This is a genomic window from Flavobacterium sp. N502540 (genome assembly GCF_025947365.1).
GTDB lineage: Bacteria > Bacteroidota > Bacteroidia > Flavobacteriales > Flavobacteriaceae > Flavobacterium.
Map to the genome: position 1 here is coordinate 3,717,753 of NZ_CP110012.1, position 13,820 is coordinate 3,731,572.

Annotated in this window: 8 protein-coding genes; 2 read left to right on the forward strand and 6 right to left on the reverse strand. The window is 35.9% G+C overall.

Annotated elements, in window-relative coordinates:
* Positions 1-67 precede the first annotated feature (67 nt).
* Complete coding sequence (locus tag OLM58_RS15685; protein WP_264529677.1) at positions 68-2,614, reverse strand: ATP-dependent Clp protease ATP-binding subunit; 2,547 nt, start codon at positions 2,612-2,614, stop codon at positions 68-70.
* Between the two features lie 257 nt (positions 2,615-2,871).
* Between OLM58_RS15685 and gyrA the strand changes: the two genes are divergently transcribed.
* Both gyrA and OLM58_RS15695 read left to right on the forward strand, forming a co-directional pair.
* Entirely contained in the window at positions 2,872-5,520 is a 2,649-nt protein-coding gene (gene gyrA, locus OLM58_RS15690) for a DNA gyrase subunit A (RefSeq protein WP_264529678.1), read from the forward strand.
* A gap of 42 nt (positions 5,521-5,562) precedes the next feature.
* The gene (locus tag OLM58_RS15695) at positions 5,563-6,831 is read left to right on the forward strand and encodes a tetratricopeptide repeat protein (protein WP_264529679.1); all 1,269 of its coding nucleotides are present in this window, start codon (positions 5,563-5,565) and stop codon (positions 6,829-6,831) included.
* A 193-nt stretch (positions 6,832-7,024) separates the two neighbouring features.
* On the opposite strand, the gene OLM58_RS15700 is transcribed toward OLM58_RS15695, so the two are convergent.
* From OLM58_RS15700 to OLM58_RS15720, 5 genes are all read right to left on the reverse strand, one after another.
* Entirely contained in the window at positions 7,025-7,444 is a 420-nt protein-coding gene (locus tag OLM58_RS15700; protein ID WP_264529680.1) for an OsmC family protein, read from the reverse strand.
* Positions 7,445-7,872: 428 nt separating this feature from the next.
* Positions 7,873-9,864 carry a DUF349 domain-containing protein gene (locus OLM58_RS15705; RefSeq protein ID WP_264529681.1) on the reverse strand — a complete coding sequence of 664 codons (1,992 nt, stop codon included), beginning with the start codon at positions 9,862-9,864 and terminating at the stop codon, positions 7,873-7,875.
* A gap of 352 nt (positions 9,865-10,216) precedes the next feature.
* Positions 10,217-10,966: a shikimate dehydrogenase family protein gene (locus tag OLM58_RS15710; RefSeq protein ID WP_264529682.1), complete on the reverse strand. Its 750-nt coding sequence runs from the start codon at positions 10,964-10,966 to the stop codon at positions 10,217-10,219.
* Positions 10,966-12,363 carry a tetratricopeptide repeat protein gene (locus tag OLM58_RS15715; RefSeq protein WP_017496517.1) on the reverse strand — a complete coding sequence of 466 codons (1,398 nt, stop codon included), beginning with the start codon at positions 12,361-12,363 and terminating at the stop codon, positions 10,966-10,968. The genes OLM58_RS15710 and OLM58_RS15715 overlap by 1 nt, the downstream gene beginning before the upstream one ends.
* A gap of 199 nt (positions 12,364-12,562) precedes the next feature.
* Positions 12,563-13,759: an aspartate aminotransferase family protein gene (locus tag OLM58_RS15720; protein ID WP_089077395.1), complete on the reverse strand. Its 1,197-nt coding sequence runs from the start codon at positions 13,757-13,759 to the stop codon at positions 12,563-12,565.
* Positions 13,760-13,820: the final 61 nt, after the last annotated feature.

Genomic DNA, 13,820 nt, shown 5'->3' on the forward strand with positions numbered 1-13,820 from the left:
AAAAAAATACCCGTTATGTTATGAAAACGTAACGGGTATGTTATTCTTGTTATAAATTTAAAGTAACCTATTGATTCGTTGGCTCTTCAGCTTTATGGATTTCTACAGAAAGTTCCTGAGAATCATCTTTAAGGTCCATTAAGATTTCATCACCTGAATGTATTTTTGAAGTGATGATCTCCTCAGCTAATACATCTTCAACATATTTCTGAATCGCTCTTTTTAGAGGTCTTGCTCCAAATTGTCTGTCGAAACCTTTTTCTGCAATAAAGGCTTTTGCTTTATCTGTAAGGCTTAAAGTGTATCCTAATTCTGCAATACGGGTGTATAGTTTTTTAAGCTCAATTTCGATAATCAAATCAATGTCGGCTTTTTCTAAAGCGTTGAATACAATTACATCGTCAATTCTGTTTAAGAATTCAGGTGCAAAAGTTTTCTTCAATGCATTTTCGATAATGCTTTTTGAGTTTTCATCGGCCTGAGCCACTTTAGCAGCAGTTCCGAATCCTACACCTTGACCGAAATCTTTCAATTGACGCGCTCCAACGTTAGAAGTCATGATGATGATGGTGTTTTTAAAATCGATTTTACGACCTAAACTATCCGTTAAATATCCATCATCCAGAACCTGAAGCATCATATTGAATACATCCGGATGTGCTTTTTCGATTTCGTCTAAAAGAACTACACAGTATGGTTTTCTGCGAACTTTTTCAGTCAATTGACCACCTTCTTCGTATCCTACGTATCCCGGAGGCGCTCCAACTAAACGGGAGATCGCAAATTTTTCCATGTATTCACTCATATCGATACGGATTAACGCATCTTCTGAATCGAATAATTCTTTTGCTAATACTTTTGCCAATTGTGTTTTACCAACTCCGGTCTGGCCCAGGAAGATAAACGAACCAATTGGTTTGTTCGGATCTTTAAGTCCGGCTCTGTTACGCTGAATAGAACGTGCAATTTTTAAAACGGCTTCGTTTTGTCCAATTACTTTGTTCTGAATCAATTCAGGTAATTGGGCTAATTTGTTGCTTTCTGTTTGTGCAATACGGTTCACAGGAATTCCGGTCATCATCGAAACAACATCGGCTACATTGTCTTCTGTAACTTGAATTCTGTTGTTTTTAGAGTCTTCTTCCCATTGTTCCTGAGCAGTAGCAAGGTCTTTCTCGATGCGTTTTTCATCATCGCGAAGTTTGGCAGCTTCTTCGTATTTCTGTTTTTTAACCACCATGTTTTTCATTTCGCGAACTTCTTCCAGCTGACGCTCCAGGTCTAAGATTTGCTTCGGAACATCAATGTTGGTAATGTGTACGCGAGATCCTGCTTCGTCAAGAGCATCAATAGCTTTGTCTGGTAAGAAACGCTCAGACATATATCTGTTTGTTAATTTAACACAGGCTTCAATAGCTTCTTGGGTGTAAGTTACATTGTGGTGATCTTCGTATTTGTCTTTTACATTGTTTAAGATGGCAATTGTTTCTTCAACAGAAGTTGGTTCGACAATTACTTTTTGAAAACGTCTCTCAAGGGCGCCATCTTTTTCAATATATTGTCTGTATTCGTCAAGAGTTGTAGCTCCAATACATTGGATTTCACCTCTTGCCAAAGCAGGTTTGAACATGTTTGAAGCATCAAGTGAACCTGTTGCTCCACCTGCGCCTACAATGGTATGAATTTCGTCAATGAAAAGAATGATATCGTCGTTTTTCTCCAATTCGTTCATCACGGCTTTCATTCTTTCTTCAAACTGACCGCGGTATTTTGTTCCGGCAACTAAGCTGGCAAGGTCAAGTGTAACCACACGCTTGTGAAAAAGAATACGGGAAACTTTTTTCTGAATAATACGCAAAGCCAGGCCTTCTGCAATAGCAGATTTACCAACTCCGGGCTCTCCGATAAGAAGAGGGTTGTTCTTTTTTCTACGGCTTAGAATTTGAGAAACACGTTCGATTTCTTTCTCGCGTCCTACAACCGGATCCAGTTTTCCTTCTTCTGCCATTTCTGTTAAATCTCTCCCAAAATTGTCCAGTACCGGAGTTTTGGATTTTTTGTTTGACTTATTGGCGGGATTGTTAAAACTGCTTTCTTTAAGACTGTCATCTTGTCCTGAATCGTCATTGTATGATTCGTTTCTTGGCAAGTTTTCTAAGAATTCTTCTTCGTTTGGAGTCATATTTAAATATTGTTCTTTAGCTATGTCATAATCTATTTTTAGTTTATTCAATAGCTTGGTTGTTGGATCGTTTTCGTTTCGTAAGATGCATAGAAGCAGGTGCGCTGTGCTAATTGACGAGCTTTGAAATACTTTAGCCTCCAGAAAAGTGGTCTTCAGGGCTCTTTCCGCCTGACGCGTAAGATGAAGGTTTTTCTTTTCGGCATTTACTTCAACGCTTTGATTGGCCGGACTCAGTATTTCTACTTTCCTGCGTAAATGATCTAAATCGACTGCAAGGTTATTAAGTATATGAATAGCTTTTCCGTTTCCATCTCTTAAAATGCCCAGCATTAGATGCTCAGTACCAATAAAGTCGTGGCCCAAACGTAAGGCTTCCTCTTTACTGTAGGTAATAACATCTTTTACTCTTGGTGAAAAATTATCATCCATAATATATAATTGGTATTGTAAATTTAGTGAATTACTGTTTGAAAAACAAAAACCGTACCCTTCAGGATCTCCTGACAGCTAAGTGACAAAAAAAATAACAATAAAAGCGTTAAAATACGCTTAATTTATTAACTAAAACGTAAAATAAAGTTGTTAATAAATCATTGAAATAAGTGTAGGTAAATAGCTGAAAAAATTTCAAAAAAACGTATCTTGGCACGCTTTGAAACTAATATAATTATTTAATATAACAACTTATGTCTGAAGGAGAAAAGTTAATTCCTATTAACATAGAAGATGAAATGAAATCAGCTTACATCGATTATTCGATGTCAGTAATTGTATCGAGAGCGCTTCCAGATGTTAGAGATGGCTTGAAACCAGTGCATCGAAGAGTTCTTTACGGAATGTATGACTTAGGAGTAACATCAAGATCTGCCCACAAAAAATCTGCAAGAATCGTAGGAGAGGTTCTGGGTAAGTATCACCCGCACGGAGATACCTCTGTATATGATGCGATGGTACGTATGGCTCAGGAATGGAGTATGCGATATTTATTAGTGGATGGTCAGGGTAACTTTGGTTCTGTTGATGGTGACAGCCCGGCAGCAATGCGTTATACAGAGGCCAGAATGCGCAAAATCTCTGAAGATATTATGGCAGATATCGAAAAAGAAACAGTTGACTTTCAATTGAACTTTGACGATACTTTATATGAACCAAAAGTAATGCCTACCAGAGTTCCAACTCTATTAGTAAACGGAGCTACAGGTATTGCAGTAGGTATGGCAACTAATATGCCACCACACAATTTAACCGAAGTAATCAACGGTACATTAGCTTACCTTGATAATAATGATATCGAAGTTGACGAATTAATGACGCATATTAAAGCTCCGGATTTTCCAACCGGTGGTGTAATATATGGTTATGAAGGAGTTCGTGAGGCTTTTAAAACCGGTAGAGGACGTATTGTAATGCGTGCTAAAGTTGGTTTTGAAGAAGTAGACGGAAGAGAATGTATCATTGTTACCGAGATTCCATATCAGGTAAATAAAGCTGAAATGATCAAGCGTACAGCTGATTTGGTTAATGATAAAAAAATTGAAGGTATTGCAAATATTCGTGACGAGTCGGATAGAAATGGTATGCGTATCGTTTATATCTTAAAACGTGATGCTACACCAAACGTAGTATTAAATACCTTATATAAGTATACATCACTACAATCTTCTTTCAGTGTAAATAATATTGCATTGGTGAAGGGACGCCCACAGATGCTGAATCTAAAAGATATGATTCATTATTTTATTGAGCACCGTCATGATGTAGTAGTTCGCAGAACGCAGTTTGAATTGCGTAAGGCAGAAGAAAGAGCTCATATTTTAGAAGGATTAATTATTGCTTCAGATAATATTGACGAAGTAATTGCGATTATCAGAGGTTCTAAAAATACCGAAGAGGCCCGTGAAAAATTAATCGAAAGATTCAAATTATCAGATATTCAGGCACGTGCCATTGTAGAAATGCGTTTGCGTCAGTTAACAGGTCTGGAACAAGATAAGTTAAGAGCTGAATTTGAAGAATTAATGAAGTTAATCGAACATTTGAAAGCCTTATTGGCAGATGTAGATTTAAGAACGAATTTAATCAAAGAAGAGCTTGAAGAAATCCGTGAAAAGTACGGTGATGATCGTCGTTCTACTATCGAATACTCAGGAGGAGATGTAAGTATCGAAGATTTAATTGCCGATGAAAATGTAGTCATTACGATTTCGCACGCTGGTTATATCAAACGTACTAACCTTACTGAATATAAAACTCAGAACAGAGGAGGAGTTGGGCAAAAAAGTGCAGGAACAAGAGATCAGGATTTCCTTGAGCACATGTTCGTGGCAACCAACCACCAGTATATGATGTTCTTTACGCAAAAAGGAAAATGTTTCTGGATGCGTGTTTACGAAATTCCGGAAGGAAGCAAAACGGCAAAAGGTAGAGCAATTCAGAACTTGGTAAACATTGAAAGCGATGATAAAGTAAAAGCTTTCATTTGTACACAAGACCTGAAAGATAAAGATTATATCAACAGTCATAATCTTGTGATGGTAACTAAACAAGGTCAGGTGAAGAAAACTTCTTTAGAAAAATACTCTAAACCAAGGGTAAACGGTGTTGCTGCCATTACGATTAAAGAAGGTGATGAATTGCTGGAAGCAAAATTAACCAACGGAGACAGCCAAATTATTCTGGCAGTGAAATCAGGTAAATTGGTTCGTTTTGAGGAAACCAAAACACGTCCGATGGGAAGAACGGCTTCAGGGGTTCGTGGAATTACTTTAAAAGACGATACCGATGAAGTAATTGGTATGGTAACTATTGATAGAGAAAATGTTAACGATTCGCAAATCTTGGTTGTAACTGAAAATGGATACGGAAAACGTACCAAATTAGTGGACGATGATGGTGAAGATGTGTACAGAATTACAAATCGTGGAGGTAAAGGGGTTAAAACTCTTAATATCACCGAGAAAACCGGTAAGTTGATTTCTATCAATGCTGTAACGGATGCGGATGATTTAATGATTATCAATAAGTCAGGATTAACGATCAGAATGGCTATTGAAGATTTACGTGTAATGGGTCGTGCAACGCAAGGAGTTCGATTGATTAACTTAAAAGGTAAAGATTCTATTGCTGCTGTAACAAAAGTTATGAAAGATGATGTTGCCGAAGTTGTTGTAGACGAAGACGGTAATGTTATTGAATCGGTTATTGAAAGAGTAAAACCGGATTTAGAGGTTCTTGAAGACGAAGGTGTTGTTGAAGATGAGGATGACGAGGATGAAGATACAGAAGAAGAAGCTGAAGACGAAGGTGATTCTGATGACGAAGAATCTGAAGAATAAAAGAAAATAAACCACTTAAATTAAATATACAAATTGAATATTATGAAAAGTAAATATGTAATACTTGCGTCAGCATTATTGATTTCAGTAGCTACTTTTGCTCAGAAGGATCAGATTAAGAGTGCTGAAAAAGCATTAAAAAGCGGAGATGCTCAGGGAGCACTTACGATATTAAAAGATGCTGAAAATATGGTAGTAAATGCCAAAGATGTTGAACAAGCACAATACTATTTTGTAAAAGGTAATGCTTATTTGGATCTGGCAAATAAAAAAGTAGAGGAAGGAAAAAATCTTTCGTCGGCTGCTGAGACTTACAAAAAACTGATTGATGTTGAAAAAGCATCTGGAAAAGTTAAATTTTCTACTCAGGCGGCAGCTTCTATTACTGAAATTAAAGGAAAGCTAATCAATTCTGCTATTGCTGATTCTCAGGCAAGCAAACATGCTGATGGAGCAAAAAAATTGTACGATGCTTATTTGTTAGACAAAAAAGATACAATTAATTTGTACTACGCAGCTTCTACTGCAGTAAATGCTCAGGATTTTGATCTTGCTTTACCAATGTATGAAGAATTGAAAAAATTAAATTATTCAGGAAAAGGAACAAGTTTTACAGCTGTAAATAAAATTTCTGGTAATGAAGATGGTTTTAACAATGCTAAAGATAGAGATTTAGCTGTAAAATTAGGAACTCACGAAAAACCTAAAACAGAAGCTATTCCTTCTAAAAGAGGTGAAATCTACAAAAACTTAGCTTTAATTTTAGTTCAAAAAGGACGTAGTGAAGATGCTAAAAAAGCGATTGCAGATGCAAGAAAAGCAAATCCGGAAGATTCTTCTTTGATCTTAACAGAAGCAAACTTGTACCTTGAGTCTAAAGACTACGAAACATACAAAAAATTGGTGGGTGAGGCTTTACAAAAAGATCCAAACAATGCTGATTTAGTTTTCAACTTAGGAGTAATTAGCGCTAATGCAAAAAATCTTGCTGATGCTGAGAAATATTATTTAAAAGCGATCGAAATCAATCCAAACTATACTAATGCTTATCTTAACCTTGCAGCATTAAAATTAGAGGCTGAAAAACCAATCATTGATGAAATGAATAAATTAGGTACTTCTGCTAAAGATATGAAGCGTTATGATGTTTTGAAAGCACAGAGAGAAAATGTTTTTAGAGGAGTTATTCCTTATCTTAAAAAAGCAAATGAATTAGATCCTAAAAACGAAGATGTTTCTAAAACATTATTAGGTGTTTACAAAGCGTTAGAAATGACTGCTGAAGCAAAAGCGTTGAAAGCTACAATGTAACTAACGAGAGTTAATAAAACTCAATAATTTAAAATTCCAAATTCCAATGATGCCCGGCATTATTGAAATTTGGAATTTTTTATTGCTAGATAGAAAGCTCAATATTTTTAAATTCCAAATTCCAAAACCCAATGATACCAGGTATTGTTGGGTTTTGGAATTTGAAGTTTTGGGATTTATTTAAGTTTTAGTCTTAAGCGAGTAGTGTAACAGATAGTGTGATAGTAGTATTCAAAAGTTTGGAAATCGGACAGATTTCCTTTGCCTTTGCTGCTGTTTTTTCGAATTCTTCTGCTGAAATGGATGGTACTTTTCCTTTTAGGTCTAAATGAATCAAGGTGATAGAGCCGTCTTCAAAGGTCACTGTGGCTTCTGTGGTTAGATCATCGGCTGTGTAACCGCCTTCGTTTAGTAAAAAGCTTAATTGCATCGTAAAACAGCCGGAATGAGCTGCAGCAACAAGTTCTTCGGGATTCGTTCCAACGCCATCTGCAAATCTTGTTTTAAACGATAGCTGTGCGTTGTCTAAAGTGGTGCTTTGTGTACTGATGGTTCCTTTACCTTCCATTCCTGTTCCTTTCCAGTTGGCATGTGCTTTTCTTGTAAATTTCATGGTGTTGTAATTTGAATTAATAATTTAGTTCGTATTTTGTTGATTGTCAGTGAATAATGTGTTTGTCAAATATAAACAATATTTTACAGAATTGTTTTATGAAGTTGAATTGGAAATGTTAAGCTTAGGGGGTGGGTTTTAAGTTTCAAGTTTCAGGTTTCATGTTTCAAGTTTTAAGTTGAAATGAGATAAATGTTGGAGCGGATTTTACCGCAAAGCACGCAAGGTTTTTTATATATTGGGATTTAATAAAACGCAAAGTTCGCAAAGCTTTATCTAAAGAAGGGCTTTGCGAACTTTGCGTTTGTCAACACAATCTAAGTAAAAAAACTTTGCGTGCTTTGCGGTTAAAAATAAAAAAAACTGCAATAAATTTCTTCACTGCAGTTTCTGTATTTAGCTGGTTTTGTTTTTACTCAACCGGATAATTATTCCTGATTCAAGTTTCGCAATTGCTTTAGTTTTTCTTTCCAAACTTCTAAGCTTTCCTTGTGAATTGCGATGTTTTTGCGAACCTCAAGAACAATTGAGTTCTCTTTTTTGGCATTTTTTGTATTGGTAAAGAACTGAATGTTATTCTCCAATTGGAAAATTTCATTTTGAACTTCTTCAATTTTACGCATTAAGAAAATCTTTTCGTTGTCTAATTTACGAGTATCATTACTGTCAGACAGAGAATCGATTCGGTTAGAGAAACGCATCATTTCAGTTTCTTTTTTACTCAAACTTAGTTTTTCAAAAAGAGCATCTAAAATTTTATTGAATTTCCCTTCAATATGACGTCTTGCGAAAGGTACTTTTCCATAGCCTTTCCAGATTTCGATATGTGCTTTGATGGCATCCAGATCGGTTTTGTGATCACCTGTTAACTGGTAAGCTCTTAAGATGTCTAAATAAGCTTTTTTGTTATCAAAAGCAGCTACTTCATCAACGTTTTCCTCTGATTTGTGCTCTTTTAATTTGTCAAAATAGTGATTGCAGGCATCTTTAAATTCTTTCCAGATTTTATCGGAATATTTTTTAGGAACGTGACCAATTTGTTTCCACTCTTCCTGAATTTGCTTCATGATTGGAGTAGTGGCGGTAAAATCAGTGCTTTCCTGTAATTCTTTAGCTTTTGCTACAAGAGCCATTTTTTTGTTTAAATTGTCGTTTTGATCCTTTTTAATGTCTTTGTAAAATGAATTTTTAAAAGCATTAAAGTTTCTAACGGCAGTTTTAAACGCAGCCCAGGTTTCTTCATTCACTTCTGAAGGCACTTTACCGGCAGCAAAAAACTCATTTCTTAGCGCTTCTACTTTCTGAATCTGTACCAGCCATTGTGAGTGGGAGTTTACTTTTTCGGTTCCTAAAACCTCAATTTTGGCAATGATCTCTTTTTTAATTTCGAGATTGTTTTGTTCGTTTGCTCTTTGATTTTCAAACAAAACTTCTCTTTTGTCGTGAATTTTCTTAGTCAGTTCACTAAATCTGTTCCAGATCGTATCACGGTGTTCTTTAGAAACCGGTCCGATATCTTCTTTCCAGATTCTGTGTAAATCTTGTAATTCACGGAATGCCTTGCTGATGTCGGTTTCATCAACCAATTCTTCAACACGGGCAACTATTTTTTGTTTTTGTTCCAGATTGTGTTTGAAATCCAAATCTCTTGCCTCACGATCTAAATGCAGGTAATCATAAAAATTCTCTACATGAAAATGGTAATTGTTCCAAACGTGATTGTATTTGTCTTTCGGAATTGCACCTGCATTCTTCCATCTTTCTCTTAAATCATTAAAATGTTTAAGTGTATCCTTGATGTTCTCCTGCGGATTGATAAGCTCTTTAAGCTCTTCAACGATAGCAAGTCTGTTGTCTAAATTTGATTTAAGGTTAGTTTGTAAATGCTTAAAATGAGCATTTCTTTTATCTCTAAAAACATTGTAATACTCGTCGAATTTTGATTTTAAAGGAGAGTGGTATTCGAATTCTTCATTCGGATCTTGTTTTGAAGCATTGAATTCTTCTTTTTTCTCTTCTATAAAGTGATTGTATTGTAATAAAAACGACTTCTTGATTTCTTCGATGTGATCTTTTACAGACATTACTTTGTCTGTATTAATCAGTTTTCTCAATTCATCAACAAGGGCATCCAAAGAAAAAGTATCATAATCCTGCATAGGAATTTCATGACGCTCTTTAAGCGTCTCATCTTCACTTTCTTCGGCATTCGAATTGGTTATGGCATCTAATGCAGTCTGATGATTGGCTTCGGTAGTTTCAATAGTACTTTCTGATTCAATCTCATCATTCGAAATTGTATTTTCGGTTACTGCATCGGCATCAGCCGTTTCGATTGCATTATTCTCAGTAGAATCGTTAATGTCGATTTCTAATTTTCCGTCTGCTTCTTGCAGGTTATCATTCTTTTCTTCTAACATTTTTAATGTATAAGGTTTTTATTTTAAAGAGAGCGAAAGATAGTAAAGGTGTTTCTAACTACAAAATAAATCGTTTGTTTATACGTTATTTTACAGTGAAATTCTTAATTATTGCTTTAATTTAAAGATATGATAGGGGCTTTTTTGGAGATTTCTTGAAGTTAATTTAAATTATGAATTGCTGGAATTTTTAGAAATTTGAAAGCAAAATGATATCGGAAGACATCTTTGTTCGTTTTATTTTGATTTGAAACGGAGAAATAGAGCGGGTCTTGTATAAAAATAGTTAACCCGACAGGTTTTGACACTTGTCGGGTTAAATATTTAAAGTAATGTTCTGTTTTAGTCTTTTTTACTTATTCCAGATTTTCCATGCCTTTTCAGCCTGAAAAATAAGCATGTCATAACCATTTTTTATTACAGCACCTTTTTCTTTGGCTCTCTTTAAAAATTCCGTTTCTGCCGGATTGTAAATTAAATCGTAGGCAATATGTTTGTCTGTAAAAAAATCATATGGAATATCAGGACAAGCATCGGTGTCAGGTATTGTTCCAACAGGTGTACAGTTAATGATAATCTGAAAATTATCAAAAGTAGTAGCGTTAATTAAGTTGTAATCGATGATGTTATCTTTGGCTTCTCTTGAAACAAAAGTATAGAGTATACCTAATTCATCAAGAGCAAATGCAACTCCCTTAGAAGCGCCTCCTGTTCCCAGGATCAGTGCTTTTTTATGATGAAGTTCGAGCAGCGGTTCTAACGATTTTTTAAAGCCGTAGTAATCGGTGTTGTATCCTTTTAATTTTCCGCTTTTGGTAAATTTAATAGTGTTTACGGCACCGATTAAGGCTGCTTTTTTTGAAAGTTTATCTAAGAATGGAATGACTTGTTCTTTGTACGGGATCGTAACATTTAGACCTTTCAAATCGGGATTGTTTTTCACCAATTCAGTGAAATAGTTAATTTCAGAGATGTCAAAATTTTCGTAGCTGTTGCCGGCGAAAACTTCATCACTGAATTTTTCTGTAAAATATCCTTTTGAAAAAGAGTAACTAATATTACGGCCCAACAAGCCAAAACGTCTTCTTAAAGTATCAATCATTATTGTTTTCTGTGTTTTTCAATGTAGTTTTTAACTGTTTTTTTGGACCAGACTACCGGGAATAAATCTTCGATTAGAATGTAATTGTCAAAGTTTAAACGTAAGCCATTGCTTAAGTGAAATTTAGCTTTAGTGGTGTCCTGAGTCATGAAATACAATCCGGCCAATCGGTATTCGATTTCGTTTTCTTCCGGAAAATATTCCGTCGCCTGTAATAAAGTTTGAATCGCACTGTCAAATTCTCCTAAAAACTGAAGAATGTCAACCCAGAATAACCAGGTATCCAGCGCATAATCTCCAAATTCTACTGCTTTTCTGTATCCAAATTCAGCCTCTTCAAAAAAGTTCATTTGTTTGTTTATGGTGGCATAACGCTTCCAGTACAAACGATTCTGATTGTCGATTGCTAATGCTTTATTGACAAAGAACAGGGCTTTTTGAAAATTTTTCTGGCGCATATGAAAGTCAGTAATGGCAATCCATCCTTTGTCTAAAAGCGGATCTTCATGTACTGTCTGATTGTAATATTGCAAGGCTTTTACCAAATTCCCCAGTTTTTCATAGCATTTTCCAATGCGCAGTAAAGCATAGGAAGTCGCATCGTCTAACTCAATGGTACGATTGTAGCTTTCGATTGCTTCATGGTATTTTTTTAAACGCTCGTAGGCTTTTGCTTTTTCCATAAAGGCGCCAAGAAACTCATCGTCGATAAGTGTGGCATAATCAAAAGCGCGAATAGCGTTTTCGTATTCTTTTACCCCATAATGCAAACGCCCAAGCTGATGCCAGGCAATTTCGCTGTATGGATTTTTGTTGATATAGTCGTTTAGATAAACAATGGCTTCCTGATTTTGATCTAAAAATTCAAAACAATACACCACGTTATAAAGGGCAGACTGATCTTCTAAATCTTCTTCAAGACATTTGATAAAACTGTCTTTTGCCATCTCGAGGTTATCCATAAAAAGATATTCCATTCCAATCAAGTTGTAAACGTCCGCGTAGTCATCTGTAAACTGCAAGGCAATTTTAAGTAATTCTACCGCTTTTTCGTGTTGATCTCTTTTAGAACAGATATTCGCTTTCTGAATGTAAATTTCCTCGTTGTTAGGTTCAATTGCATACAACTCATTTAAGAGTTTCTCGGCGATTTCCAGTTTATCGTCGTAAACCAACATCTCTACTTGTACTAATTTTAAGCCTGTAGATTTTGGGTGTTGGTCTAATGCAAGTTTCAGGGCCTTCTTTGCTAAATTAGCCTTACCTATGTCTAAATAATGAAGAATAATTTCTTCGAATTCTTCAGAGTCAAAAAAGAGTACTTTGTTTGTTTTCAACATTGACTCAAATTTGGATAGGGATAGGTTATAATCTTCTTCTTCGTTGCTTAATTGCATACTGTCTTTATTTGAAATTAGCCTGTTATAAATTTAGGCAACCATATTATTGCTGTGGGGAAAGGAAATTAATTGTTTTGAACAATTTAATTAACAATATGGACAGAATTCCGATTCTGTTTTTAGTCCTAATCTTCTGATTTATGAGAAGATTAGGGAGTTGTTATTCTATCTGATGATAGGGATTTCCTATCTTTAATTAAACTTCTTGTTCCTTTTTCAGGATTTCATCCATAACGTTTAAGATTATGGCGCAACCTTCTTTGATTTCCTCTTCAGAAATTGTTAAAGGAGGTGTTATTCGTATCGCGCATCCTTCAAACAGCAACCAGAATAAAATGAGCCCTTTGTCCTGACAGTTCAAAATAACCTGATTGGTAATTTCGGCAGTTTCGGTCATGGCGGCAAGCATTAATCCTTTTCCTCTAACTTCCTTTATCAAAGGATGTACCAAAAGCGATCGGAAGAGTTTTTCTTTCTCTAAGGTCTCTTCCATTAGGTTTGTTTCAGTTAATTCCTGCAAAGTAGCCAGACATGCTGACGCAATGACAGGATGACCTCCGAAAGTGGTAATGTGCCCCAATTTAGGATTTTCGGTCAACAGATCCATTTTTTCTGCCGATGCTGTAAAAGCGCCTACCGGCATTCCGCCACCCATGCCTTTTCCCATAACTACGATATCGGGGATAACGTCATAGGTCTGAAAACCAAATAGTTTTCCGGTTCTCCCAAAACCAGGCTGGATTTCGTCAACAATCATCATAGCACCAACTTCGTCACAGCGTTTTCTGACTTTTTGCAGAAAGTTATCATGAGGCTCAATAAATCCGGCACCTCCCTGAATGGTTTCTAAAAGTATAGCCGCAGTTCTGGTCGTTATTTTTTGTAAATCTTCTTCGTTATTAAAAGTAATGAAATCAACATCGGGAAGAAGAGGTCTGAAGGCTTGTTTGCGCTCTTCAAAACCCATAACACTCATCGATCCCATAGTGTTGCCATGATAAGCATTATGACACGAAATAAGCTGGCTGCGTCCCGTTGCTCGTTTAGCTAACTTTAAAGCTCCTTCGATTGCTTCCGTTCCTGAGTTAACCAAATAGGTTTTACTTAATGATTCTGGTAGGAGTGAAGCCATGAGTTTGCAATACTCCACAGCCGGACTTTGCGAATATTCGCCATAAACCATGACATGCGAATACTTGTCTAACTGATCTTTGATAGCTTGATTGACCCTTGGGTGCTGATGCCCAAGTGTGCAGGCGGAAACACCCGCTACAAAATCTAAATATTTTTTATCGTTAGTGTCGTAAATGTAGGAGCCAATAGCATGTGAAACCTCCATTCCCAATGGGTAAGGTGAAGTTTGTGCCTGGTATTTTATAAAGTCTGGATTCATTTTTTTGAGGTTCTGAGTTTAGTCGCAGTTTTTAGCCGCAGTCGCAGTTTTTATTTACTTA